Here is a 25,572-nt window from a genome sequence, read left to right on the forward strand (position 1 = left end):
TGGAGGTGGGCACCCTATGAAATTACCGGCATTTTTTATTGCACATGGTTCTCCGCTGCTTGCCCTTGAGGATAACGAATATACCCGTTTTCTGGAACGTCTGGGGGCTGATCTGGGGACCCCACGCGGCATTGTAGTCTTCTCTGCGCATTGGGACAGCCCTGAGCAGCTGATTACAGTGGACGGACAGCACGAAACCTTGCATGATTTCTATGGATTTCCGGACGAGATGTACTCGCTGACCTATCCGGCCCCGGGTGATCCCGCACTAAGCCGCCGAATCTCCGAACTCTTTGCCGCAAACAACCTCCCTCACCAGCCTGTGCTGGGAAGGGGCCTGGATCATGGAATCTGGGTGATTCTGAAGAAGATGTTCCCGGCTGCCGATATTCCGGTAGTGGCGTTATCTGTTGATTCCCTGCGTGCCCCGGAGGAGCAGTACAATATCGGCAAAATGCTGGCTCCGCTGCGGGATGAGGGGGTTCTGATGATCGGGAGCGGCGGGCTTGTTCATAATCTGCGGCTGTTGAAGCAGGATGATCAGCCCGAGCAATGGGCGCTTGACTTCGATGCCTGGATCGCCGATGGCCTGACCGCATGGGATTTGCCTTCCCTGTTCGCTTACGAGAAAAAAGCGCCGCATGTGCGCGATGCGGTTCCCACCTATGGACGGGAGCATTTTGTGCCGCTCTTCTATGTGATGGGGACAGCCGATGAGGGCAGGCGCGCGCAGCTGATGATCCAGGCCTACCAGTACGGTACGCTCAGCTTGAACTGCTGGATGGTTGACTAAATTACTTACACATACGGGACATGAAGGATACAGCCTGATGCGCTGTATCTTTTTTTAAAAGAATTTATATGTTTTCGGGGAGCGAAGCTTCCCCCCCTAATTTAATTACTTCCAGATGTGGATAAAAATAGGATTAAAGTTGTAGAATAAATACTTTGGACGAATTTGTAACGAGCAACGGCAGAAATGCCGTTGTTCGAGAGATGTCGGCGGGTTTACCCGGAAACTACAGAAGTGCCGTTGTTGGGGCGGCGGCTGAGTTCTGAGGGATTCGCCGGTCTAGATATCCTAATTCCAACTAGCCATTACTTATCGGCTTCTTCGCAGATGCTAGTTGGAAAAAGGGAACTTATTTTTCCGAAAATTAAGAAATCCTGAGAGTGAAGTGGAAAAAGTAAGCCTAATTGGGCCACATTTCTGGTCCAATGGCGAAATGGGCTGAATTAGTGATCCTTTTTCCACTTCATCAGCCCGAGGATAGGGTACTCCGGCAAATTAGTTGCCCTTTTTCCACTTAAAGAGTTGCCGTAGGATTCAAGGTGAATCGTTCTCCAGGTAACGTTAGATCAAAGACGGCTGCGCTGTCCCGTGGAGGACGGCATAGCCGTTTTTGTTCAAAGAATTTATATGTTTTGGGGGAAGCGAAGCTTACCCCCTTATTTCTAGCGGACAGAGGAGCCTTTATTTTGCCATAAATCTTGTTTTTTCAGCAGTTACGGACTCAGGAGCTGTTATATCGTCCGATTAAGCCTGGAATAAAGGGGAAAGGGACAAATAAAGGCATCTCAGTCCGTAGTCCTGCGGAATAGACGAATCTCCCTTCAATAACGGCTTTCCTGTCCGCAACGGCTGCGGATAGAGTGTGAAGGAAGCTCATCGTGTCTGCAGAAGGACCCACACCATAAATATACAGCCCCCAATGCATGTCCTAACTGACTTTTGGGCGAGCGTTGTGCATGTGGTTTAACAATATGAGCTCTTTTATTCTTCGCCGGAACCAAGACAAACGCACCCGGCTGTGATTAAATGGAAGAAAGCTGACAAAACGCAGCCAACGCTTCTGAAGTCACCTGATTGCAAGAAAATATAGGAGGAAAAATACATATGACTCTAAGCCGTTACTCTTCCCGTCTAATTTCCGGGTATGTGCTTGCTGCCTTGCTCCTTACCGCCTGCGGGGCACAGGAAGCGGAAACGGTGCCTGCTCCTACGGCAGCGCCTGTTCCTGCGCCATTGCCATCGCCTGCCGCTTCTGCCTTGCCGTCGCCGGCAGCCGAGCCTGCGGCAGGGTTAATCACCTCCGGGCTGACCGGGCTTCCGCTGGAGGGCAGCAGCCTGCCCCGCCCTTTGGCAGTGATGATCAACAACGCGCCGGCGGCCCGGCCGCAGTCCGGGATCAGTGAGGCGGATATCCTGTATGAGGTGCTGGCCGAAGGCGGAATTACGCGCCTGATCGGAATTTTCCAGAGCCATACCGGCGTGGTCAAAATCGGACCGATCCGCAGTATTCGGCCCTATCTGATCGACATCGGCGAAAGCTACGGAGGCGTGACGGTACATGCCGGAGGAAGCCCGGCGGCATATGCCATTCTCCAGAAGGAGAAGAAGGAGGATATGGACGAGATTGGCCGGGCCGGGGCGTATTTCTGGCGGGACAAGGAACGCAAAGCGCCGCATAATCTCTACAGCAATGCCGCCAAGCTGCGCGAGGGGGCGGACAAGCTCGGATACGCCGGAACCGCTGAGGTTCCCGGGTATCTTTTCACAGATAAGGATGATGTGCCAGCTGAAGGAGAGCCTGCGGCGGAGTTTAACATCAATTTCCTGCTGAAAAGCTACACCGTAAGCTATAAGTACAGCAGTGAGCGGGGGACCTATCTGCGCGGGGTGAACGGCAAGCCGCATCTGGATCTGAACAACGGCAATCCGGTGGAGGCAGCCAATGTGATCGTGATGGGGGCGGACCATAAGGTGCTCGACGATGTGGGAAGACTGCAGATTGACATTGAGCTTGGCGGTGAAGCTGTGCTGTTCCAGCGTGGACAAGCAGTGAAGGGCAGATGGTCGCGCAAGCCGGAGGATGTCATCCGCTTCGTGAAGCGTGACGGCAAAGAGGCAGCGATGTATCCAGGCGTCACCCATATTCTGATTGTACCCAATAGTCCAACCTTCAGCAGCCATATGAAAGTATCCGGGGTTCCAGTTTCTACCTGATTCCTGAGCGAAGGCCTGCTGTCCGGATGATTATTTTCCCGATTAGAGGGAATTGTTAATATAGTGTAAAAAAGTTCGTTTCTTTTACTTCTATCCCTTCTATTGATATGATAAGATAACAAGGGTTGTCATTCATTTTCATGCTGTTTACATATGAATGGCTTCACGTTTTCACGGCAATTTTATGTAAAGGGGTTTAAACTAATGAAGTTGAGAAAAAAGGACATATTTTTTGAAACACTTGAAAATATGGCCGATACCATTGTCCAGGCAGCAGACTATTTCGCTCAGAATATTACGACTCTCCGGGAAAATGTAGAGAACTTCGCAGGGGTAATGAAGAAATATGAATCCCAGTGCGATACGTACACGCACACCGTTATCAAGGAACTGAACAAAACGTTTATCACACCGTTGGAACGCGACGATATTATGGACCTGATCACAAGCATGGATGATGTCATTGACGGTCTGGAAGCTTCAGCCTCACGTTTTTATATGTACAACCTGCTGGAACCGGACGAGTATATCGTGCAGTTCGCAGAAATTCTCCGCCAGTCGGCGTATGAAATTCAAAAAGCGGTTCATCTGCTCTCCCAGAAGAAGCTGCTGGCGATCCGCGAGTACACCATCCGTCTGAATGACCTGGAGAACCAGGGCGATGAAGTGCTGCGCATCTGCACCAAAGCCCTGTTTGAATCGGTAAAAGACCCTATTGAGCTCATCAAGCGCAAAGAGCTGTACGAGCGGCTCGAAACTACAACCGATAAATGCGAAGATGTAGCCAACATGCTGGAATCGATCATCATGCGCAACTCATAAGGGGCCTGAAATATGGAAACATCATTATTTGTGCTGGGTTTTGTTATCTTTCTCGCGCTTGCATTCGATTTCATCAACGGGTTCCACGATACGGCTAATGCGATTGCCACTTCGGTCTCCACGCGGGCGCTCCGGCCCCGGACGGCCATTATTATGGCGGCTTCGATGAACTTTATCGGGGCGCTGATTTTCACAGGCGTAGCCAAAAAAATCGGCGGCAGCATCACGGACCCGTCCCTGCTGGACAACGGGGTAGACATCGTCATAGCTACGCTGATCGCCGCGATTATCTGGAATCTGGTGACCTGGTGGCTGGGAATTCCGTCCTCCTCCTCCCATGCGCTTATCGGGGCATTGGCTGGAGCAGTTTATGTAGGTGCAGGCACCGAGCATATTAAATGGCATGGTTTTATCGAAATCGTGGAGGGGCTCGTATTCTCCCCGCTGATTGCCTTTGTAGTCGGTTATATTGTCATGACGATCCTGAAATGGATCTTCGCCAATCGCAGTCCGCATACCGTGAACAAGGGCTTCCGCTCCATGCAGGTGATTACAGCGGCGCTTCAATCCTTTACGCACGGTACCAATGATGCCCAGAAAGCGATGGGGATTATCACCTTTGCGCTTGTTACCTCGGGCCGTCTGGATACGATGGAGGTCCCTTTATGGGTTAAAATCGCCGCAGCTACATCGATGGCGCTAGGTACGTCGATCGGCGGCTGGAAAATTATCAAGACCATGGGAACCAAGATTTTTAAGATTGAGCCGATTAACGGCTTCGCTGCTGATATTTCGGCCGCTTCGGTTATTTTCTCGGCTACGCTGCTGCACCTGCCGGTCAGTACGACACATGCGATTACATCCTCTATTCTCGGTGTCGGTTCGGCCAAGCGTTTCTCTGCTGTGAAATGGGGAGTTGCCGGACGGATTGTGGTCACTTGGTTTATTACCATTCCGATCAGCGCAGTGCTGGCAGGACTTGTGTTCAAACTCATATTCTAAACTGCATTGCTGCATGCATAAGATGTCACGGAAGCCAGAGCTGGCTGCGGACATCTTTTTTTGTTGCCTTTTTTAGGATGGCATAACCGTTTATGCTTATTTTTTCAAGAGAGGAATGTCATAAAAACTTACAGTTAAATGATAAAAATCATTAATCAGGGCTAAAAATAAATGAAATACATCACAATTTGAAAAGAAAATGACATGAATATTTTGCAGCTTGCGTAGGATTATGTAGGATTTAGTAGTCTCTGCGATAAGGTGTGTTTTAAGTGTTACCATAGCTGACAGAAGGAAGCCCGAAGATTCTATAAGTATACAATGTATGGCAAAGGAGGCCTGTCGTTGATTGACTTTCATCAAGTAGAGAAACATTACGGACAATTCCATGTGCTGAAGAATATTGATCTGCATGTTCAGGAAGGGGAAGTAGTCGTTGTAGTCGGTCCTTCCGGCTCCGGTAAAAGCACTATGCTGCGCTGCATCAACCGGCTGGAAACGATCACGAGCGGAGGCTTAACCGTTGATGGAATCACAGTAAATGAACGCAAGACGGACATCAACAAGCTGCGCAAGGAAATCGGGATGGTGTTCCAGCATTTCAATCTGTATCCGCATAAAAAAGTGATCGACAACATTACATTGGCACCGGTTAAAGTGTTAGGCCTGACCAAGGCAGAAGCCGAGAAAACGGCTATGTATTATCTGGAAAAGGTCGGCATCGCCGACAAAGCCCAGTCCTATCCGTCGCAATTGTCCGGCGGCCAGCAGCAGCGCGTAGCAATTGCCAGAGGCTTGGCCATGAAGCCCAAGATTATGCTGTTCGACGAACCAACCTCAGCGCTTGATCCGGAAATGGTCGGCGAGGTGCTTGACGTGATGCGCAACCTGGCCCGAGAGGGCATGACCATGGTAGTGGTTACTCATGAAATGGGCTTTGCCCGTGAGGTTGCGGACCGCGTCATCTTCATGGATCAAGGCCAAATCGTGGAAGAGGCGGAACCGGAGCAATTCTTCGCGAATCCGCAGGAAGAACGGACGCGCACTTTTCTCAGCCGGGTATTAAGCCATTAAACAAAATATATAAGTTGAACTTGAAAAATTCATGAAAAGGGTAGAAGTGCGGAGGGGAAGTTTGGAACTGGAAGAGCGGTAGCGTCCGCCTTTGTCACCGGATTTCAACCGCAAAAGGCGGTTCCATTGAAGAAATCTGGGGACAACAGCGGCTGGAAGTCCAAACATTCCCCGTAGTTACGATCGTACCCCACAATGTAAAAATAAAGTTCAACTTATATAGACAGGAATAAGGGGAGGAAGAGAAATGAAAATGTCCAAGAGCTTCAAATGCTTAAGTGTGCTGATGATTGCGGCTATGCTGGTGATTGCCGGATGCGGCAACAACAATGCCAAGAGTAACAATGCAGGCAGTGGTAATGCAGCTTCGGGAAACAGTACGGATTCCAAAGCCATCGCGAAGATTAAGGACCGCGGCAAGCTGCTGGTCGGCGTGAAGTATGATACCCGGCTGTTCGGGCTGAAAGATCCGGCTTCCGGCAAAGTGGAAGGTTTCGACATTGACATCTCCAAAGCCATCGCCAAGCACATTCTCGGTGATGAAAACGCGATTGAGCTGAAAGAAGTGACCTCCAAAACACGCATCCCCATGCTGAACAACGGCGAAATTGACATGGTTGTCGCTACCATGACTATTACAGAGGAACGTAAAAAAGAAGTGGATTTCTCCGATGTCTACTTCCAGGCTGGACAATCGCTGCTGGTGAAGAAAGGCAGCCCGATTACAGGTATTGAAGACGTGACCAAGGATACCAAGATCCTAGGCTCCAAGGGTGCAACTTCGATCAAAAATATTAAAGAGAAGGTTCCGGGCGTGACCGTGCTGGAATTCGACAACTACCAGGATGCGTTCAGCGCGCTGAAGGCCGGCCAAGGCGATGCGCTCACAACCGATGATGCGATTCTGTACGGTATGGCTGCCCAGGACCCGGGGTATGAGGTGGTCGGCAAGCCGTTCACTGACGAGCCTTACGGGATTGCTGTACAAAAAGGCAACACCGATGTAGTTAAAGCCGTGAATGATACACTGGCTGAACTAAAAGCAAACGGCGAATATGATGCCATTTACACCAAGTGGATCGGTAAAGCTCCGGCAAAATAAAGTTTACTGAGTAACGCAGCAGGGCTTATAGGCAAAAGCGAAAGGATGGAACGGGAAAGCCAGCCGGCCATCCTTTCGTGTTTGTGCTAGATAAACTGAACTTGTGATTTTCTATTTCGGGATTGGACGTGACTCCAGAGAATGTTTGGACTTCCGGCCACTGTTGTCTGCAGATTTCTTGATTTTTACCGCTGTTCGCGGTGGAAATCCGTAGACAAAGGCGGACGCTACCGCTCCTCCAGTTCCAAACTTCCCCTCCGTCACTTTCCCCTATATTATTATTTTTCAAGTTCAATCCATATAGTAATTATTTTTAGGCAAGGGCAGGTGACATCTATGGAATTCTCAATATTAACCGATCATTTCGGCCAGTATCTGGAGGGCTTTCGGGGAACCGTCCTCTCCAGTGTGCTCGCGCTAATCGGCAGCTTCATCATCGGGACAGTAATCGCGGTCTTCCGCATTACTCCGGTTAAACCGCTGCGGTGGTTTGGAACGGGCTACGTGGAGTTTATCCGCAACATTCCGCTGCTGCTGGTGGTGTATGTTTTCTTTTACGGCCCCTCTGCGCTGGGATTTACGCTGGATGGATTCAAGGCAGGTACGATTGGACTAACCGTCTATACCTCGGCCTTCATCGCCGAAGCCATCCGCGCGGGGATTGTAGCAGTCCCCAAGGGACAGATGGAGGCCGCACGCTCCTCCGGCCTTAGCTATATGCAGACGATGACGCATGTGATCCTGCCTCAGGCGATCAAGCTGGTAATCCCTCCGCTCGGCAACCAGTTCATTAACCTGATCAAAAACTCTTCGGTACTGACCCTTGTTGCCGGTCTGGACTTAATGTATTTCGCGGACGGGATTTCAACGGAAACCTACCGCACATTTGATACTTACATTTTCGTAGCTCTGTTCTACCTGGTGCTTACCCTCCCGCTCAGCTATGGCGTGCGCGTGTGGGAGCGCAGATTGCACCGCAAGTATTAGTTGATCTTTTTGCACTTTGCTCTTATGCAGTCCGTGAAGCGGCTGCCGGGTTTTGCTTTTATGGGTTTGCAGTCCGTGAAGCGGCTGCCGGGTTTTGCTTTTATGGGTTTGCAGTCCGTGAAGCGGCGCCAGGTTTTGCTTCTATGGGTTTGCAGTCCGTGAAGCGGCTGCTGAACGACTTGCCTAAGAGAGAAGGCCAGGCCATCCGAGGCCTTCGATCCAACTGCTTCTGATCTTAGCTTTGCTTGGCAAAGCTTTGAACCCCCGTGAGATACAAAGCGGAGTGAAGGAGTGGGCAAGAGGGCGGAGCGCAGCGTTCGCCTGCGGCTTGAACGCTCTGCCCGAAATGAAGATAAGCGCAGCTTGAAGGTGAAAGTAACGGAGGGGAAGTTTGGAACTGGAGGAGCGGAAGCGTCCGCCTTTGTCTGCGGATTTCCACCGCGAACAGCGGTTTAAATCAAGAAATCTGCAGACAACAGCGGCCGGAAGTCCAAACATTCCCCGGAGTTACCCGTCACCGGTAAGCTCCGCCCAAATCTTCAGCTAAGCTGTTAAGAGCCATGCTAAGCTAACGCCCCGTGAAGCCCGCAGCCTTCACGCAGCCCCCCCGTCTCATTTTTCAACACCTTTACAATCAAAGCATTAAGGAGGGATTCTTTTGGATTTTGCCGGTGCCTTCTCTGCCGATAATTTGAAATTTCTGCTCGACGGGCTGTACGTTACCCTGATCGTGGCGTTTGTGTCGATCATCCTGAGCTTTGTAATCGGCTGCGTAATTGGTGTGGTCCGCTACGCCGGGATTCCGGTATTATCGCCGGTGATGTTCTACCTGGTGGAGCTGATCCGCAATCTGCCGCTGCTGCTGATTATTTTCTTCGTCCGCTTCGCGCTGCCTGAGGTGGGTATCAAGATGAGCCTGATTACAGCGGCTATTGTCGCGTTAACCATATTCGAGGCTGCGATGATTGCCGAGATCGTCCGCGGCGGACTTACTTCTATTGATAAGGGACAGATTGAAGCCGCACGCTCCTCCGGGCTCAGCAGCTTTCAGACCTTGTGGCATATCGTGCTGCCGCAGGGACTCCGGCGGATGGTTCCGCCGCTGGTCAGCCAGTTCATATCCCTGCTGAAGGATACCTCGCTGGCGGTAGTCATTTCACTGCCGGAGCTGATGCATAACGCCAACATTGTCATCGGGCACAGCTACAGCTACGCGATACCAACACTGATGCTGGTGGCTCTAATTTATTTTGCCGTCAATTACATGCTGTCGGTCGTTTCGCGGAAATTGGAGAATAAAACCGCCTAAACCAGGAGAATCCATGCAGGAATGCGTATAAAATGAGAGGCGGTTATGATACTATAATTGTCAACATCCCCGGGCAGGAGCAGTGAGTGATGGGACAATCTTTTCTGAAATCAAGACTTGTACAAATCTCAATGGCCGCAGCCGGTACGGCAGTAGCCGGAGAATTCAAAATAAATCCGTTTGATGGCGATATCTTCCGGATTGCAATGGGCAGCAGCGCTTTTCTGCTGTTTTTGCTTTTAATGAGGCGGCTGCCCTATGTGATCACCGGAGTGGCTACAGGGATTGTTGTTCTGCTGTTCCGTACTGCGATGGATGCCGTATGGGGTAGCGGGCTGACGCTCCTGCAGAGCCTGACCAGCCATTTCTCAGCTATGGTCTATTATATAGTGTTTGCGCTGCTGATGAATCTGATCAAAAGCCGGATCGATTCCTTCCATCCGCTGGTGCTCGGCGGGGTGGCTGCGCTGATTGATCTGCTGTCCAATGAAATGGAGCTGCTGACCCGGCTGATTGTGCTGGACTCGGCCACCTTTCGGCTGAATGAATGGACTTATTTGATGGCGATTGCCGTGCTGCGCACGTATTTTACCACCGGGGTGTACAGCAGCATTTCGGTCAGTCAGCTCAGGATCACCCAAAGGGAGCAGACCCGGCGGATTGAGCAGATGCTAGGATTCGGCTCGGGGCTCTACGGTGAAGTTTTTTATCTGGAGAAATCGATCGGGACGCTGGAAAATGTAACGCTCAGCAGCTACGAGCTGTACCGGAATCTTAAGGCCGAGGAAGAGATGCCGCGATACAGCAGGCAGGTCCTAGAGATCACCCAGCAGATTCATGAGGTCAAGAAGGATTCCCAGCGGATTCTGGCGGGTCTTGTCAAATTGGCAGAACGTGAGGTTACCGGCGATATGCCGATATCCGACATTCTGCGCTTCACCGTAAAGAGCAATGCCAACTATGCAGAAATGCTCGGCAAACAGATCAGCTTCAGCATCCAACATACCTCTGATTACACCACGGACAGCTACATCCCCCTTTTGACGCTGCTGAACAATCTCACCGCCAATGCCGTTGAAGTGATCCAAGGGAAGGGCAGTATCTCTCTGGACATGTATGAAAAAGAAGACAATACCCTGTTCACCGTCACCGACAGCGGCAGCGGGATTCCGGAACGCGACCTGGAACTGGTGTTTGAGCCTGGTTTCACGACCAAATTCAATGAAGAAGGCGTAGCGGCGACGGGGATCGGGCTGTCACATGTACGGGATATTGTTCATTTATTTGCAGGAGAAATAACCGTCCAGCCGGCTTCCCATAGCGGAGGGGCCATGTTTCAGATTATTGTGCCGACGGCACAGCTGCGAAAGGAGGAATAGAGCATGCCGCTTTCTTTCTGTATAGTGGATGATGATGGGGCTGCCAGAAGAATGCTGCAGCATATTATAGAGGACAGCGGGCTGGGCGAAGTGGCCGGCACGGCAGAAAGCGGGCAGGATGGAGTACGCCTGATTCTGAGCGAGAATCCCGATATTGTGCTGATGGACCTGCTGATGCCGGATCAGGATGGAATTGAAACGATCATTTCACTGCAGTCCCAGGGCTGCCGTTCCAAGTTCGTGATGATCTCGCAGATTGAGAACGGGGACATGGTCAGCCGCGCGTACCGCAGCGGAATTGAGTTCTTCATCCGCAAGCCGATCAACAAAATTGAGGTAGAGTCGGTGCTGCACAAAATAAATGAGCGCTACGCGCTGGGCCGCTATCTGGACGAGATTAAGCTGAGCCTTGGTAAGCTGGAAGGGCTGCAGTTCGGATTGCCGCCGGTTCAGGCCAGCAAACGTACGGTCAAGGAGATTATTCAGCCCATCCTGATGAATATGGGGATGATCTCGGAGAGCGGAAGCCGGGATATTATTACAATCATGGAGCTCGCTGCGGCAAAAGAAAACACAGACAGTCTTCCTCCGCTCAAGGAACTGTATGAGATGGCGGCCGCCACCTACAAAACCGTTCCCGCCGAAGCGGCCAAGGAAGTCAAAGCGATTGAGCAGCGGCTGCGCCGGGCGCTGGCGGCGGGCCTGACGAACCTGGCTTCTATCGGCATTACCGATTACGGCAATCCCAAATTCGAGTATTACGCGCCGCTTTATTTCGATTTTGAAGAGGTGCGGCTGAAGATGAAGGAGATTGAACAGGGCAGGGAATCCGGCAAGGTCAAGGTCAACATCAAGAAGTTCCTGCAGGTGCTCCACCTGGAGCTGATGGAAGGCATGAACCGCTGAGATGAAGCAGGGCGCTGAATGTAGTGTAATAAACCTCTGGAACGGGACTGCTATTGCTATACAGCGGTTCCGTTCCGAAGGTTATTTTTTTGCGGAAGTGTGTGGGGCAGCGGGGATTTGGGAAGAAGCGGCTTCTTGCGGTACAATGGTTAAGTAGAAGAAAAGAGCTGACGGAAAGAAATAGACGGAGGACGCGTATGATACGAACGCTTGCAGTAACCCATACAGGTGAGGTGCTGACGGATCTGCCGCTTCAGGACATCACTATTGCGGACTATGCCTGGGTTTGGGCGGATTTTTCCACACCTACAGCGGAGGAGACTTTGCTGCTGGATACATATTTTCATTTTCATCCCTTGGCCATTGAAGACTGCATGCATATTCTGCAGCGCCCGAAGCTGGATTATTATGAGGACGTGCAGTTTTTTGTGCTGCATGCGCTCAATGAGCGGACACTGGAAGCCGAGGAGATAGACCTGTTCCTCAGCAAACGGTTTCTCGTATCCTATCATCATCAGGAGAAGCAGGAGATGGAAGAGGCCTGGCAGATGGTGAAGGCGGAAATCCACAGCCGTAAAGGCTGGTCAGGCGGTCCTATGGCTGCTGCTTACACGGTGATGGATAAGCTGGTGGACCGGTATTTTCCAAGCTTGTACAGTCTGGAGGACGAGCTTGCCGACCTGGAGAGCCAAGGGGGCAGCGAGTCGGTGGAAGAGCTGATGAGCCAGGTTTTTAATGTGCGCGGCCGTCTGCTTAAGCTCCGCCGGACGATTGTGCCGATGCGGGATCTGATGTACCGGATTCTGAACTCACAGCATGTGCAGAGTAATGGGGAGGAACGGATTTATTTCGGCGATATTTATGATCATCTGCTGAAGCTGACCGATATGATCGAAGTCGACCGGGAAATGACCGCCGATCTGCGCGACAGCTACATCTCGCTCAACTCCAACCGGATGAACTCGATTATGAAGACCCTTACGGTCATAACGACCATCTTTATGCCGCTGACCCTGATTGCCGGGATCTATGGCATGAATTTCCGGGTCATGCCGGAGCTGGATTGGAAATATGGCTACTTTGGGGTGCTACTGCTGATGCTGGTGCTCGGCGCGGGCATGGTCCGCTGGTTCCGGCGCAGCGGCTGGTTCAAGTGAGCGTGGATCAACGGGCTCCGGTTGGCCACAAGCGTTAAACGCCGCCTACTTGCGGCGGCGTTTAACGGAGGAGGATTTGCGGCGGCTCTTTGGAGCCGTCTTTTTGCGCGGCTGCGGTTGCTGGCGTCTCTTCTTGCGCCGTTTGGGGCTGTAGAGCGCGGCGTCCTCTTCAGCGGCAAGCTCACCGCCCGAGCCTTTTTTCTTGCCAAAGCTGCCCATGACCAGCTTCACCATCGGGGCCATCTGCTGAAATCCCTGCATAACCTTCTGCACCTTGCCCATAGAACTGACAATGCCGTCTATACCGCCCAGCCGGTCAACAATGCCCTTGATCTGTTCCATATTTGCGAGATTGCCAAGGTTGCCCAGATTGCCAAGGCTTCCGAGTAACCCGCCGGGCTTGGCGGGGGCGGCTTCTGCAACGGGAACGGCTAGTGCCGTTTCTGCAGCGGCTTCCGCTCCTGCGGCGGGCAGCATTGCGGCTTCCCCGTACAGGGGAGGCTGGGCATATGAACTGATTCCGGGATACGGCGATGAAGGATACGGCTCAGCCAGCGAACGCGTACCCCGGCGGGAATGATTATAGTAATGATGAGGCATAACATCACATTCCTTCGTTAGTGGTTTGCTATACTGTATGTCATAGGCGAACATAAGGTATAGACAAACGCCCGGTTTACCGGGGCAGCAGCGGAAAAGGGCGGATGCCCACCCGGCCGGGCCGGAAGTGAAGAAAACGTGACCATGCTTGATTTTCGGCGCTTATGTAGTACTATAGTTAAGGCGGTAAATCCTCTGAACTCTTAAAAAGAAGATATTTAGCCGGGTGAATTTTGTACGTGTGGGGTGGACGGCTGTCCGTCGATTTCGTTCTTTACAGCGTGAAACCGTTAATGCTTGAAAAATGTGCTCCAGTACAATATAGTAGAGGCAAGATGGTCATTAATTTTAAGTTTCTGAACTCTTTTTTTTGAAGAATATCTTATCAGTGATGTCAGCACTGACCAAACTTTTAGGGGATGATAATCGATGCAGCTTAAGAAGCTAAACGATAAAAGTATAGACCAATTATTTGAAGCCATTTTGACATTAAAGGATATGGAAGAATGCTATGTTTTCTTTGATGATCTTTGCACAGTGAATGAGATTCAATCCCTCTCGCAGCGTCTCGAAGTAGCGCGTATGCTGGGCAAAGGGTCTACATACAATCAGATCGAAGCGGAGACCGGAGCCAGCACGGCGACGATTTCGCGTGTGAAGCGCTGCCTGAATTACGGCAATGACGGTTACAAATTAACGCTGGAACGTTTGGGACGCTAATTCATGAAGCCGGGCATACTGATTATCAGTCACGGCTCACGCGACAAGACCTGGGTGTCCATGGTCGATGAGGCTGTAAGCCATTTAACGCTTGGGGAAGAGCTGAATGTTGAGGCTTCTTTTCTGGAGCTGGTAGAAGGCCGGCTGATTCAGGATGGCATAGACAGATTGGAAGATGCAGGGGTCACAGATATTATTGTGATCCCCTTGTTTGTGTCTTCCGGCAGTACGCATGTCGACGAAATAGAGTATGCGCTGGGAGCCAAAGCTGCGCCTGAGAAGGAAACCGAGCTTGAACGCTTTGCCGTCAAAGCCAAGGTGCATTACGGGTACCCGGTCGACGATGACCCGGATATTGCCGTTATGATCTGGGATAAGCTGCGCGGCTTGTCGCAGCATCCGGAGCGGGAGACGATTCTGCTCGTGGGCCATGGCAGCAGGCATGAGGGCTTCCGCCAGCGCTGGCAGCAGGGCATCTCTTCACTGGCGGAGCGTGTGCGCCGGATCAGCGGAGCGGCAGCGGCGGATTACGGGCTGCTGAACCCGGACAGTGTACGGGGCAAGGTGGAGTATTGGCGGGAGCAGGGTCATGAGGTATTGGTGGCTCCGCTTTTTTTAAGTGAAGGCTATTTCACCAAAGTTGTGATTCCCGAACGGCTCCGCGACTTAGAATATGCCTATTCGGGCCAGACGCTGCTGCCGCATCCCTTGCTGCCGCATTGGATAGAGCGTCAGGTGAAGCTTATGCTGGAGCAGCTTGGGGAACACTGCTAAAGGATATTTTACAAGTATACACGCATCCGGTATTTATTTCCCCTGCTGCTGCATACATATATTTATCCAAGGCCGATTGATTGGGGATCTTTCCGAAATTTCATCGCCGGAAGTGCCGCGAAGGAGCGGCATGGATGTCTGGCGGCGGAACAAGCTTGTCCCTCCTGCAGAAATGCAGAAATATTCCTCTCATCTGTAAATATATGAATGTATAACTTCATGCTGTAAATATTCCTCCGTTACCCGCTGAAACGGTACTGGCGCCTGATTGTAAGGACAGTGAAGCCGTTTTTGCATGCCGAGATTGCTTGTGTGCCCCCGAATTGGGTATAATCAGTAAGGTTATCTATTATAAAAACAGGTGGCGTTCCGGTAATGAAAACTGCGAGATTGATTTATAACCCCACTTCTGGTCGGGAGGAAATGAAGAAGCGGCTCGCCGATATTTTGGACCGGCTGGATATTGGCGGTATTGAAGCCACATGCCATGCAACAACCGGAGAGGGCGATGCAACGGCAGCGGCGGCGGAAGCTGTGGAGCGCGGTTGTTATGATCTGATCATTGCGGCAGGCGGCGACGGTACGCTGAACGAGGTCATCAACGGTATGGCTGAGAAGCCGAATCTTCCTCCGCTGGGTGTGCTGCCGCTGGGGACTACCAATGATTTTGCCCGGGCGATGGGCATTCCGAAGAACTGGGAGGATTCCTGTGATCTGATTCTCCGCCAGGAGTCGCGCCTGATTGACCTCGGCAAAGCCAACGACCGTTACTTCATTAATATTGCCGGCGGCGGAAGGCTGACCGAGCTGACATACGAGGTTCCCAGCAGGCTGAAGACCATGATGGGCCAGCTTGCTTACTATTTGAAGGGTATTGAAAAAATGGCCAGCCTGTCTCCGCAGGAGCTGTACATCCGTGCGAACGGGCAGGAGCTGATTCATGACGAGTTCATGCTTTTTCTCATTGCCAATACCAATTCCGTAGGCGGCTTCGAGAAGCTTGCTCCAGATGCCCGCATTGACGATGGATTGTTCGACGTGATCGGAGTCAAAAAATGCAACCTGGCCGAGTTCATCCGGCTGGTCAGCCTGGCGATCCGCGGCGAGCACCTGCAAGATAAGAAAGTCGTATACTTCCGCACCGATGCGATGGAGGTCACCTCCCCCGGTTATGTCCAGCTGAATCTGGACGGCGAGCTTGGCGGGACACTGCCAGGCCAATTCAGCATTTTGCCGCAGCATCTGCAGATTTTTGCACAGAATAATTGACCGGGAGTAACTAAATGATGATACAGATTCCGGGGATGATAGTTAAGATGCTTAACAGTGAAGATAATGAAAGAAGTGAACCCAATAGATGAGTAAGCAACGCAGTGGACGCAGCGCAAGCCGCCGGGACAGCTCGGCACCTGCCGCCGGACTGCCAGTGTACAAGAACGACGAGGTCATGCTCGATATTATCGGCATGACCCATGAAGGCGAAGGGGTAGGCCGCGTAGAGGGCTTTACCCTTTTTGTGCAGGGCGCGCTTCCCGGTGAGAAGGTCCGCGCCAAGGTCCTTAAGACCAAAAAGCAGTATGGCTACGCCAAGCTGCTTGAGCTTGTCCAGGCCAGCGGCGACCGGATCGCGCCGCCTTGCCCGATCTATGACCAATGCGGCGGCTGCCAGCTGCAGCATATGGACTACACCGCCCAGCTGGCGTGGAAACGCCAGCTGGTGGTGGACAACCTGCAGCGGATTGGGAAGCTGCAGGTGGCGGGGGCAGCGGGGAGAGGCGCGGACAAGCTGGAAGGTGCGTTGGCTGACACCGCTGGCGATTCAGATTCCCGTGAGGATACGGGGATTAAGCTGGCTGAGACAGCGGGCAATGGCAGCAAAGCAGCAAATTCTGCCGGCAGCTCTGACGGCATTATCGTCCGTCCTACCTTGGGCATGGACGAGCCTTGGCGCTACCGCAACAAGGCCCAGGTGCCCATCGGCGTAACCGAAGGCGGCCTTGTCGGCGGCTTCTACGCCCGGGGCAGCCACCGGATCGTCGACATGGAGACTTGTCTGATTCAGCATGAGGATAACGATGCGGTCGTTGCTGCTGTAAAAGGCATCGGCAGAGACCTGGGGATCACAGCTTACGATGAAGAAACCGGACGCGGCCTTCTTCGCCACGTCGTGGTGAAGAAGGCCTTCCGCACCGGCGAAATGATGCTGGTGCTGATCACAAACGGCCGCGATATCCCGCATTTGGATGCCTGGATCGGCAGCATCCGCGAGGCGCTGCCGCAGGTGGAGAGCATCTGCCAGAACGTCAACACACAGCGAACGAATGTAATCTTCGGCAGCGAAACCCGCGTGCTGTGGGGTAGAGACGTCATTTATGACTACATCGGCGATGTGCAATTCGCTATCTCGCCCCGTTCTTTCTACCAGATCAACCCGGCCCAGACCGAGGTGCTGTACGGCAAAACCGTAGAGTACGCAGGCCTGACCGGGAATGAGACAGTGATCGACGCCTACTGCGGCATCGGGACCATTTCGCTGTTCCTGGCCCAGCACGCGGCTAAGGTGTATGGTGTAGAGATTGTGCCTGAAGCGATCGAGGATGCGCGGGCGAATGCGAAGCTTAACGGCATGAACAACGTGGAGTTCGCAGTCGGCGCCTCCGAGGATGTCATCCCTACCTGGAGAGAGCAGGGTGTAACGCCGGATGTCATCGTCGTCGATCCGCCGCGCAAGGGCTGTGATCCTCGCCTGCTGGATACGATTCTGGCAATGAAGCCGGAGCGGGTGGTGTATGTGTCGTGCAACCCGTCCACCCTGGCGCGGGATTTAAGGGTGCTGGAGGATGGCGGGTACAAGACCGTGGAGGTCACTCCGGTGGATATGTTCCCGCATACGGTGCATGTGGAGTGCTGTGTGTCGCTCGAAAGAACACAATGATTTAGATTTAGAGCCACATTTACCTATATCAAAAGCCCAATCCTTTGTGAGAGGGCTTTTTGTTTTTATAATAAGATGTATTAGCAAACATAACATTTCAATCTGAGCTGGCTTAGATTTCCTATTATCGTGGAGGATATTGGAGTTATTTGACGAAATATTATGTCGTGGAATGTTGAAATGGCATTCAAGAGATTTAGTTGTAAGTTACTTAATTAATACGATTGTGATGTGATAGGTATGGGGAAGCAATTCAGCAAACTCTCTGATCATTCATTCAAAAAAGGCGTATTATATACACCATTTAATAGCAATTTAGGAGATCAACTTTCTTTATCTCCATGGGCTATTGAGTGGTTACCAGAATATTTATGGTTGGCATTGATTCTAGATCATTACGGCAGGGAAGATGGACTAAATTTAGTTGGCAGGATTGCAGGGGAATTATCGAAGATTGATAAGGAATTGAGCATTCCTGTTCTATCGAAGATTTTTGAGCTAGAACCTAAAAAGCAGAGGACTTACTACGAAGTAATATGTAAATGGGCTACTAGAGAAGTATTATCCCCTCTAACAATAATATACCGTACAGATAAATATGCTCTCTTTTATGAGTATTTTTCAGACTGCGAAACATCAATAGATGAAAAAACTATTACCCTACAAAATGTAATTAAAAAAAATCTATTCCATCAAACAAATGAAGCTACAGATATTAGGTTTCTAATTTTATGGTTTAACGTTTTCGCTGATCGTATTCATTTTGCTAGAGGAATGGAAATAACAAAGGCATTAGTTGAGTATCCTAAACTATCTCATGACCATCCAGAAATGAGATTGTATCGCCCGCTAATCAGATCATCTGAAATGGCTTTAAGATTTAGAGAAGATAACGGAGATTTTGCAAAACGATTTTGGCATAGTCTTGGGTTATTAACAAAGTGTAGAACTTTTATTATTGATTATGGTGAACAGGTAGGTGGAAGTATGTCTTTTTTAGAGGAAGCCGTTAATACTATCGATTACTTAATGGCTAATAATAAAGAATCGCTACTTACGGACGAGAAATTTTCTGTCTGCTTGGGTATAGCAACTTATGCATTGAAAATTTATAAAGAAGTGATTGAAAGTCAAATTGGAGATGGAATCTTAGGTAGAAATGCCTTAAGGACTATTACAGAAGTGTATGTGACTTTAAAATACATGTCGTTGAAAGAACAAGACCAACCAGACATTTGGAAAGCTTTTAAGGAATACGGAATAGGTAAGTATAAATATGTAATTCTCAAAGCTAGAGAAGTTGAACCAGACCTCGAAAAACACCACTTTGCACTTCCTGTACTAGAAGCATTGCTTAACGAAGATAAAGGTGAAGAATTCACCAATATGGACACAAGGCTATTTGATAATCAAAATGTAAGAAAGAAATTTGAAGCCATTGGTGAAAATGATCTTTACGATCTTTATTATGAATATGATACTAACTTCACTCATGGATTGTGGGGGGCTATTAGAGAAAGTGCAATGATTTTTTGTGATAATCCTTCTCATAAATATCATACTGTCCCCGACATTACTTTTGAGCAGAAACTTAGAAGTGTTGAACATGACTGTGAGTATGTTCTGAAAAAACTATTTAATCAGTTATCTTCATTTTATGAATTTCCAGACTTCTTTATAGATAAGTATGGTGGTCTAGATGATTGAATTGAAGCCGATCGTTAAGATTCAAAAGGAATATTTAGACCTGATAAGCAAATATGTCGATTGCTTAACGGATGAAGAAACCACAAACAATGAACTGGCATATTTCTTTGAGGAAGTATCACTTTTTTGGCGTAGAAAACATGAGATAATTGACTTTTTTCTAAAGAAGATAAGTACAGATGATAAATGTAGTTTTCTTGCAGGAGCAATGTATATTGATCTGAAAAATGATGGGCACTATGAATTCGCACCTTGTGGGCAATATCGTATATTTACAGATCCTGTCTCGAAAATGAGAACTTTCTTTGTAACCGAAAGCAGTGCGATTAAACAAAAGAGAGTAAGGGATTACTTAGTCAAGGTTGTAAATGATTGCATAAATGTCCTATTAGAGTACTCGAACTATTTCATAGTTCTACCTTTGGATGATATCTTTTCGGATGATCAAGAAGATCGAATGGCCTTTTTAAAGAAAAGCTCTTACTCGTTTATCTCAAGCCTTTTTGTTAACCCCTGTGCAACAGAGGAAAAATTTTTAGATAAATATCATTCCCTTAAGGTGATAGAACAAGATATCAGAGCAGATTTACTTGATAAATTAATCCTCAATGATAAGAGTGATGTCTCTATTTCTCTGCAAGAACGAATTGAAAAGAATTTAAATGATACTCTGTCTCTTGATATTTTAAGACAAAGGATGGGGGATGCAGAGATTTTTTTAATGGCAATAGGGCAGTTTTTCATGCAAATCATGGACATTATTCTAATAGCTATTTCATACAAATTAATACCATTTATTAGATCAGATGTAGTATTTAATTATTTATTACTTACGTATCCTATGATATCGGAAGATAAAGTAGCTGTTACCCTCTTAGAACAGACTACCATAGCTTATATATTTCAAAAGATGTACGGGAATTATGATTTTTCCTCCATCACATTTTCTGATTATCATTCCTATGTTTCCGAGAATCGTATTATCGATTCTGTGATTGAAAAGTCTCGGAGTAAGGGGAAAAGCGTTTTTGATTTGCAAGTCAGTGAAATTGCTTCACTAATACAAGAGGAATGTTCATCACTTTTACCTATGCATAATTAAGAAAACAAAAAGAACACTTCAATCTGCGGATTAGCCAGTTCATTAGTACGATCGGGGTAGAAGTTGGCAATAATTTGTGGAGTGCGCAGTGAAAGATAGGATAACATTATTGCAGGTATATTACTAAAGAAGTACTAAGTTAGCTACTTTTCTTATTTGCTACTTCGTAAACAAGAGGTAACTTTTTAGTTAATCCTATTAATTCTGAGTAGTTTGAGAAAGGAACACTGTTGTATGGAGAATGTTTTACGTAAATTGGGAGATGAACTTTACGGAAAAAGAGAGGACTCTTTCGAATATTTATTTTACAAAAAAGAGTTTTCTCGAATGCTCGAAAGCGATTTAAAGGAATACAATCCAGAAAAAATAATTGATAAATACTTAGATTTTTTTTCAAGAAAAAACTTCTCTAGAAAAATCTTAAAAGAAGGAGAGGGTTTTTTTCGTGGAAGAATAGGTAGTTTTTTGATTTCAGGATCAAAAGGAACTTATAATACTAAATTTGAACTACCATATTACGGTAATATGATCGAGACTCCCCCTCCAATCTATACAGCAGGTGGAAGGTTTAATAGAGCAGGGATTTCCTACTTGTACCTAGCAACTGATCTGGAGACTTGTTTGGCAGAAGTTCATTTGCAAGTTGGACAGGCATGTAGTATTGGCGAATTTGAATGTGTCGAAGACATGGAACTAATTAATCTAAGTGACTATGGTAATGATTTGGAAATAAAGATTTGGTATGAAGTACTAACTCAGCCTGTTCATAATGAAATCAGGTATAAGTATTTGATTACTCAGTTTATGTCAGATGTACTCATGAAGTTTAATGAAAATGGATTATATTTTAAAAGCGTGCAATCTACTGGTGACAACATTGTTTGTTATTATCCTGAGAAATTCAGGTTAATTCAATTTAGTGAAAAATTGTATAAAGCGAATAAAATTAAGTATGATTTTGAACAGATAAAAGATACGGTTAGAGAATATGTTGATAGAAAAGATCACTATCTGAATATTAGTGATTTGAACACTGATGAAACTGAGGAAAACGAAAAACACGTTAATTATTTGCTTGAATGGATTGATAAAGAGAAAGAACGTAATAACAAAAATTAATTTAGGGAATATGCTGTGGAGAGTTATAAAGGGTAGGATGCTCTGTTACAAGACAACCCAGTATGTTGTGTTCAGATCCCACAGCCTTGTTACTTGTCGGAGGACTATCGCTGATTAGATTTATTAGTCTGGTAACAGCTTCTGTTCAGTCTAATGAGGGGATGCTGATGGGGTCGCAGGCTTCTGATAGCGTCTCTCTTGGAGATCATGTGGGCTACAGTGAGCAGCACAACTACAGGAACACTTCTGGCTTTGTAAACCAATTCATCAATGAGTGTGCGCAACACGGAATGAATGGATAAATAAGTATTGGCTTATGTATAGTCTCTAAGGAGGGATTTAATGAGCTATAAAACAGTATATATTATTCAAATAACTTTAACTCATTGGACGAATGGATAGAGCTTGTTGTCAGCGGGAAGGAGTCTGTTTATCCATTTTGTCGTATACCCTATGATGACTGGCTAAATGATTATATCGAAAACATTGCAGTTCAGCCTGTGAGTAAAGTGAAAGATTTGATTAGGGCGCTTTTGGTTCCCATTACTCGTCCTCTCGATATTTCGAATTATACGAACTTTGTTAAAATGAGGGAATCTGGTATTGATGAGTTTGTGGAGAGGGCTAGTGCTGTTTTGGAGAGTGAAGTTTATAGAAGAATTGAGAATGAGCAAGAAGCGTGGGAAGGGCTTACTTGGATATTAGAACTCCTTCCTTCAAAACCGTATAGAGCAATTCGTGCGCTTGAAAGTTATTTGCTAGCACAACCCAATTTGCCAGATGACAGAATTACTGGTATAGAACAATGTTGTGAGATAATTGAGGCTAAATTTATTTATTTTGAGAACCCAATAGATGAAATCATTCAACTAAAGCCAGTAGAGTTTGAGTGGTTAATTGAAGATCTTTATGAAAGAATGGGTTATGAAACAGAATGGACACCAGCCACACGTGATGGTGGAAAAGATATTATTGCCCGAGGAAAGCGACCAGATGGTGAAGAGTGTGTATACGTCGAGTGTAAGCTGTACAAAACAACCAAGTTAGAACCTGAGCAAGTTAAAGCGTTTGGTTATGTTTTGATGAAACAAGAAGTAAATCGAGGAGTTGTATTTTGTACTGGTTATGTAAATGAAAATCTTAAAAATTTAGATAAGAGAATACAAATATGGTCATATGAAGATATTAACTTTCTTCTTAATGCTCATTTGGGCAGTGATTGGGTGAAGGATTTACCTAAAATTATTTCCCACAAAAGAAGACAGTACAGGAATGAGTGAGCCAGCATCCTTCTATGAATTTTACAAGAGATCTCGATTCGCAAGAAGGTTTTATCAAAAATTTAATTGTAGCTTGTTTAACTTTACAAGCAAGAAAGTATTATTCTAATGCAAGTGAAGACGAGCGTAATGATTATATTGGTGACATGCTTGCAGCCATCGGTTATAACATAAAAGACCAAACTAGACGAGGAAGTTCTTCGTCAGGCAAAGGTTCTGGTGAACTTGATATATTCGTGTCAAAAGACAGATTACCGTTTACTGTTATTGAAGCAATGAATCTTAGTTCTTTAAGTACAAACTACATTAACGAGCATTTGGATAAGATTTTTTCATACGATACTTCAGGAAATAAATTCAATGTATGCTTATCTTACGTCAAAATTGCGGATTTCAATTCTTTCTGGGAAAAATATTCTGTGCATGTGGCTAAGTACAGCTATCCTTCACCTTTACTTTCATCAGACACAAGTATTGATGATGAATATGGGTATTCTGAATTAAGAATAATGAAGACCAATCACAGTCGTTCGGGTAGAACGGTTAGCTTGTATCATATTTGTGTCAGGATTGATTGATTTATATTATTCTCAATACCCATTAATCCAACTTTAAACCTAAATTATGAAAACCCATAAAACCAGGCATTTAAGAACAGCAGACTTGGAGATCGCATCCAGTTATGGAGTATGGATTGGCACTTGGCAGTTGTTCCTGTTGTGCTTGTACAACTTCATCCGATCCTTGGCAATCCCCTCGCTATCGCACCAAGCTTGCATGGATCGTTGTGTTGATAAAGTGGGGGAGTCAATGGACTTCTCCGCTGTAATACGTCCTTGATGGCTTTTTTAGAGCGTCTAACGTTGCGTCATCAATCGTAATTGTTCTGATACTGTTACTTGTTTTAGGTGATCCGAAGTTTTGTCCATCATGAATTAGACTTTTATTAACAGCAATGATTTTTCTCTTATTTCTGCACGTTTATATTTGATTTGAGTTGTTAGTTATTGTAAACTGATAGTGTCATTTGGTTGGAATTGTAAACTCTTATCGAATCGGGGTGTACTAATGGGACTGAATTATCAAAAGTTAGATCAAAAAGTGCGGGCGTATATGCTAGATGAATTAAAGATTGATATTGAAGCAGCTACTGTATATATCAGTGAAAGGCTAAATTCTATCGGTAAAGCGAGCTACATTGATTTTTTAAGAGACGCTATGGAATCGGGTAACGATACTACCTTGGCTAGTGTAATTAGAAACGGCCATCTTAATGCAAAGGAGTCCCGTAGAACAAAAAATGGTGTTACATTAGTAAGTGTACCAGTAACAGCTGCTGATACACTTTCTGAAGGCGAATTTAACAGATACTACATTCGTGCTCTTTGCAGAGAGGTAATTGAAGAAGAGCAGGGCCAGCTAGTTGTATATCGGGCAAAGGCTGTAAGTAGTCCTAGAATTGAATCGGAAATGAAAATTGGAACAATAGTAGATGCGCGTTCGCTCCTACGCGATCTCCGCTCCAATATTGGAGTCGATACAGCGCTCGGATTGCCTGCAGGTCCTAACTCTGGTTTAAGTGTCAGAATAGTAGGAGTCGAAGAAATAACTGCATGAGCACATCAGGCTGCATATTATATGGCAGCCTGATGTATTTTCATGATCTTCATTAATGGAAATTTACTAGAATGTCAGAAACTATCTCATCTGAAAAGGATACTTTCTTGATTACTTATTCCTTGACTCCATGTATCTATAGAGTGGAGGAATTAGTTTTCGTGCTATATGTTCCACTGTATCGGTTTCAGAAACTTTCAAAAACTTCCTTCCTGCTATGAATACAGGGAGATCTTCGATTTCAATATCTTCATGTACTACAGCTAAAATCAAAATATCATTTTTTCCGGCTAATCTTACTAAAAAACTTTCCATTTCGATCTGACACCAGTTAGATTTTAAAAACTCTTTTGTTATCCAAAAGATAACAGATCCTGAATCCTTAATCCCTTCTTGTACCTTTCCAACGATAGATTCCCCATAGTCAATATTGATATCATCATACCAAATTGGAAGGTTAGCTGCGTTTAAGAAAGGTATTAAATCCTCAATAATTGGTTTGTTTCTGGAAGTGTGGCTTATAAATACTGGTATTTTCTTTCCCAAGGGTCTCATTGAAATTATATTCGCTACTTCCTTTTTTTCTTTGTACTCGAAAAACGAATTAAACCGTAGCTCAACAAGCTCTGAATCAATTAGTGTCATACAATTAAATCTTCGATGAGCCATCTCTTTAAACAGTTCATCATATGTAATATCTGGTCGATATCTGACTCCAGTATCTAAGAATAGTTCTTTCATATTAATGATATGATCTTCTATGGGATTGTCGTAACTTAATACAATAAAAAGTTCAAGATTGTAGATATTGTGATTCACCATTACATTTACCATCTGTAATGATGAAGCATCTTGTTCATCTAATAAAGTTTCTAGAACGGGTACAAGATGAGACCTGTCTCCATAATCACATTCCCACACATAATTTCTTTCAAGCTGTTTAGCCATTGGGATTTCCTTCCTTCTCCTACAT

Annotated in this window: 23 protein-coding genes; 21 read left to right on the plus strand and 2 right to left on the minus strand. The window is 47.0% G+C overall.

Annotated features, from left to right (window positions below):
- Nucleotides 1-16: 16 nt before the first annotated feature.
- The 11 genes from PRIO_RS03950 to corA all read left to right on the plus strand — a co-directional run bounded on the left by PRIO_RS03950 (nucleotide 17) and on the right by corA (nucleotide 12,745).
- Nucleotides 17-793: a DODA-type extradiol aromatic ring-opening family dioxygenase gene (locus PRIO_RS03950; protein ID WP_020430609.1), complete on the plus strand. Its 777-nt coding sequence runs from the start codon at nucleotides 17-19 to the stop codon at nucleotides 791-793.
- A gap of 1,104 nt (nucleotides 794-1,897) precedes the next feature.
- Nucleotides 1,898-3,007, plus strand: a complete 1,110-nt coding sequence (locus tag PRIO_RS03955; RefSeq protein ID WP_020428578.1) for a DUF3048 domain-containing protein — start codon at nucleotides 1,898-1,900, stop codon at nucleotides 3,005-3,007.
- A gap of 204 nt (nucleotides 3,008-3,211) precedes the next feature.
- A complete protein-coding gene (locus PRIO_RS03960; RefSeq protein ID WP_020428577.1) occupies nucleotides 3,212-3,829 on the plus strand; it encodes a DUF47 domain-containing protein in 618 nt (205 codons plus the stop codon).
- A 12-nt stretch (nucleotides 3,830-3,841) separates the two neighbouring features.
- Nucleotides 3,842-4,831: an inorganic phosphate transporter gene (locus tag PRIO_RS03965; protein WP_020428576.1), complete on the plus strand. Its 990-nt coding sequence runs from the start codon at nucleotides 3,842-3,844 to the stop codon at nucleotides 4,829-4,831.
- Nucleotides 4,832-5,176: 345 nt separating this feature from the next.
- Nucleotides 5,177-5,905, plus strand: a complete 729-nt coding sequence (locus PRIO_RS03970; RefSeq protein WP_020428575.1) for an amino acid ABC transporter ATP-binding protein — start codon at nucleotides 5,177-5,179, stop codon at nucleotides 5,903-5,905.
- 253 nt (nucleotides 5,906-6,158) lie between these two features.
- Nucleotides 6,159-7,007 (plus strand): glutamate ABC transporter substrate-binding protein, encoded by an 849-nt coding sequence (locus tag PRIO_RS03975; RefSeq protein WP_081487085.1) that lies wholly within the window; start codon nucleotides 6,159-6,161, stop codon nucleotides 7,005-7,007.
- Nucleotides 7,008-7,343: 336 nt separating this feature from the next.
- Nucleotides 7,344-7,994, plus strand: coding sequence for an amino acid ABC transporter permease (locus PRIO_RS03980; protein ID WP_020426203.1), 651 nt, complete (start codon nucleotides 7,344-7,346; stop codon nucleotides 7,992-7,994).
- 658 nt (nucleotides 7,995-8,652) lie between these two features.
- On the plus strand, nucleotides 8,653-9,303 hold the full coding sequence (locus PRIO_RS03985; RefSeq protein WP_020428429.1) for an amino acid ABC transporter permease: 651 nt from the start codon (nucleotides 8,653-8,655) through the stop codon (nucleotides 9,301-9,303).
- A gap of 89 nt (nucleotides 9,304-9,392) precedes the next feature.
- Entirely contained in the window at nucleotides 9,393-10,682 is a 1,290-nt protein-coding gene (locus PRIO_RS03990; protein WP_020428428.1) for an ATP-binding protein, read from the plus strand.
- 3 nt (nucleotides 10,683-10,685) lie between these two features.
- Nucleotides 10,686-11,588: a response regulator gene (locus tag PRIO_RS03995; RefSeq protein WP_020428427.1), complete on the plus strand. Its 903-nt coding sequence runs from the start codon at nucleotides 10,686-10,688 to the stop codon at nucleotides 11,586-11,588.
- A 197-nt stretch (nucleotides 11,589-11,785) separates the two neighbouring features.
- Entirely contained in the window at nucleotides 11,786-12,745 is a 960-nt protein-coding gene (gene corA / locus PRIO_RS04000) for a magnesium/cobalt transporter CorA (protein ID WP_039836645.1), read from the plus strand.
- Nucleotides 12,746-12,790: 45 nt separating this feature from the next.
- Here corA and PRIO_RS04005 read toward each other — a convergent pair whose 3' ends face one another.
- Nucleotides 12,791-13,345 carry a hypothetical protein gene (locus PRIO_RS04005; protein WP_020428425.1) on the minus strand — a complete coding sequence of 185 codons (555 nt, stop codon included), beginning with the start codon at nucleotides 13,343-13,345 and terminating at the stop codon, nucleotides 12,791-12,793.
- Nucleotides 13,346-13,774: 429 nt separating this feature from the next.
- Between PRIO_RS04005 and PRIO_RS04010 the strand changes: the two genes are divergently transcribed.
- The 10 genes from PRIO_RS04010 (at nucleotide 13,775) to PRIO_RS04050 (ending at nucleotide 24,599) form a co-directional block, all read left to right on the plus strand.
- Nucleotides 13,775-14,065 carry a YerC/YecD family TrpR-related protein gene (locus PRIO_RS04010; RefSeq protein WP_020428424.1) on the plus strand — a complete coding sequence of 97 codons (291 nt, stop codon included), beginning with the start codon at nucleotides 13,775-13,777 and terminating at the stop codon, nucleotides 14,063-14,065.
- Nucleotides 14,066-14,068: 3 nt separating this feature from the next.
- Entirely contained in the window at nucleotides 14,069-14,839 is a 771-nt protein-coding gene (locus PRIO_RS04015) for a sirohydrochlorin chelatase (protein ID WP_020428423.1), read from the plus strand.
- Between the two features lie 375 nt (nucleotides 14,840-15,214).
- Complete coding sequence (locus tag PRIO_RS04020; RefSeq protein WP_039788196.1) at nucleotides 15,215-16,108, plus strand: diacylglycerol kinase; 894 nt, start codon at nucleotides 15,215-15,217, stop codon at nucleotides 16,106-16,108.
- 88 nt (nucleotides 16,109-16,196) lie between these two features.
- Entirely contained in the window at nucleotides 16,197-17,774 is a 1,578-nt protein-coding gene (gene rlmD, locus PRIO_RS04025; protein ID WP_020428421.1) for a 23S rRNA (uracil(1939)-C(5))-methyltransferase RlmD, read from the plus strand.
- 240 nt (nucleotides 17,775-18,014) lie between these two features.
- Nucleotides 18,015-19,481 carry a DUF5677 domain-containing protein gene (locus PRIO_RS04030; protein WP_046501170.1) on the plus strand — a complete coding sequence of 489 codons (1,467 nt, stop codon included), beginning with the start codon at nucleotides 18,015-18,017 and terminating at the stop codon, nucleotides 19,479-19,481.
- On the plus strand, nucleotides 19,474-20,583 hold the full coding sequence (locus PRIO_RS04035) for a hypothetical protein (RefSeq protein ID WP_046501174.1): 1,110 nt from the start codon (nucleotides 19,474-19,476) through the stop codon (nucleotides 20,581-20,583). The genes PRIO_RS04030 and PRIO_RS04035 overlap by 8 nt, the downstream gene beginning before the upstream one ends.
- A 234-nt stretch (nucleotides 20,584-20,817) precedes the next feature.
- Nucleotides 20,818-21,702, plus strand: coding sequence for an RES family NAD+ phosphorylase (locus tag PRIO_RS04040; protein ID WP_046501175.1), 885 nt, complete (start codon nucleotides 20,818-20,820; stop codon nucleotides 21,700-21,702).
- Between the two features lie 386 nt (nucleotides 21,703-22,088).
- On the plus strand, nucleotides 22,089-22,982 hold the full coding sequence (locus tag PRIO_RS04045; RefSeq protein ID WP_197545382.1) for a restriction endonuclease: 894 nt from the start codon (nucleotides 22,089-22,091) through the stop codon (nucleotides 22,980-22,982).
- Between the two features lie 14 nt (nucleotides 22,983-22,996).
- Nucleotides 22,997-23,560: a hypothetical protein gene (locus PRIO_RS36545; protein WP_231869814.1), complete on the plus strand. Its 564-nt coding sequence runs from the start codon at nucleotides 22,997-22,999 to the stop codon at nucleotides 23,558-23,560.
- Between the two features lie 490 nt (nucleotides 23,561-24,050).
- Nucleotides 24,051-24,599, plus strand: a complete 549-nt coding sequence (locus tag PRIO_RS04050; RefSeq protein ID WP_020433820.1) for a hypothetical protein — start codon at nucleotides 24,051-24,053, stop codon at nucleotides 24,597-24,599.
- Between the two features lie 111 nt (nucleotides 24,600-24,710).
- On the opposite strand, the gene PRIO_RS04055 is transcribed toward PRIO_RS04050, so the two are convergent.
- A complete protein-coding gene (locus tag PRIO_RS04055; protein WP_046501178.1) occupies nucleotides 24,711-25,547 on the minus strand; it encodes a toll/interleukin-1 receptor domain-containing protein in 837 nt (278 codons plus the stop codon).
- Nucleotides 25,548-25,572 lie beyond the last annotated feature (25 nt).

Source organism: Paenibacillus riograndensis SBR5 (assembly GCF_000981585.1).
Taxonomy (GTDB): Bacteria; Bacillota; Bacilli; order Paenibacillales; family Paenibacillaceae; genus Paenibacillus_AQ; species Paenibacillus_AQ riograndensis.

Excerpts from the sequence above, each read along its gene's own strand:
- rlmD (WP_020428421.1), top strand. The coding sequence starts at position 16,197 with ATGAGTAAGCAACGCAGTGGACGCAGCGCAAGCCGCCGGGACAGCTCG.
- PRIO_RS03960 (WP_020428577.1), top strand. The coding sequence starts at position 3,212 with ATGAAGTTGAGAAAAAAGGACATATTTTTTGAAACACTTGAAAATATG.
- PRIO_RS04010 (WP_020428424.1), top strand. The coding sequence starts at position 13,775 with ATGCAGCTTAAGAAGCTAAACGATAAAAGTATAGACCAATTATTTGAA.
- PRIO_RS04015 (WP_020428423.1), top strand. The coding sequence starts at position 14,069 with ATGAAGCCGGGCATACTGATTATCAGTCACGGCTCACGCGACAAGACC.
- PRIO_RS03990 (WP_020428428.1), top strand. The coding sequence starts at position 9,393 with ATGGGACAATCTTTTCTGAAATCAAGACTTGTACAAATCTCAATGGCC.
- PRIO_RS03955 (WP_020428578.1), top strand. The coding sequence starts at position 1,898 with ATGACTCTAAGCCGTTACTCTTCCCGTCTAATTTCCGGGTATGTGCTT.
- PRIO_RS04020 (WP_039788196.1), top strand. The coding sequence starts at position 15,215 with ATGAAAACTGCGAGATTGATTTATAACCCCACTTCTGGTCGGGAGGAA.
- PRIO_RS03995 (WP_020428427.1), top strand. The coding sequence starts at position 10,686 with ATGCCGCTTTCTTTCTGTATAGTGGATGATGATGGGGCTGCCAGAAGA.
- corA (WP_039836645.1), top strand. The coding sequence starts at position 11,786 with ATGATACGAACGCTTGCAGTAACCCATACAGGTGAGGTGCTGACGGAT.
- PRIO_RS03950 (WP_020430609.1), top strand. The coding sequence starts at position 17 with ATGAAATTACCGGCATTTTTTATTGCACATGGTTCTCCGCTGCTTGCC.
- PRIO_RS04050 (WP_020433820.1), top strand. The coding sequence starts at position 24,051 with ATGGGACTGAATTATCAAAAGTTAGATCAAAAAGTGCGGGCGTATATG.
- PRIO_RS03980 (WP_020426203.1), top strand. The coding sequence starts at position 7,344 with ATGGAATTCTCAATATTAACCGATCATTTCGGCCAGTATCTGGAGGGC.
- PRIO_RS04055 (WP_046501178.1), bottom strand. The coding sequence starts at position 25,547 with ATGGCTAAACAGCTTGAAAGAAATTATGTGTGGGAATGTGATTATGGA.
- PRIO_RS04005 (WP_020428425.1), bottom strand. The coding sequence starts at position 13,345 with ATGCCTCATCATTACTATAATCATTCCCGCCGGGGTACGCGTTCGCTG.
- PRIO_RS04035 (WP_046501174.1), top strand. The coding sequence starts at position 19,474 with ATGATTGAATTGAAGCCGATCGTTAAGATTCAAAAGGAATATTTAGAC.
- PRIO_RS36545 (WP_231869814.1), top strand. The coding sequence starts at position 22,997 with ATGAATTTTACAAGAGATCTCGATTCGCAAGAAGGTTTTATCAAAAAT.
- PRIO_RS04040 (WP_046501175.1), top strand. The coding sequence starts at position 20,818 with ATGGAGAATGTTTTACGTAAATTGGGAGATGAACTTTACGGAAAAAGA.
- PRIO_RS03975 (WP_081487085.1), top strand. The coding sequence starts at position 6,159 with ATGTCCAAGAGCTTCAAATGCTTAAGTGTGCTGATGATTGCGGCTATG.
- PRIO_RS03965 (WP_020428576.1), top strand. The coding sequence starts at position 3,842 with ATGGAAACATCATTATTTGTGCTGGGTTTTGTTATCTTTCTCGCGCTT.
- PRIO_RS04030 (WP_046501170.1), top strand. The coding sequence starts at position 18,015 with ATGGGGAAGCAATTCAGCAAACTCTCTGATCATTCATTCAAAAAAGGC.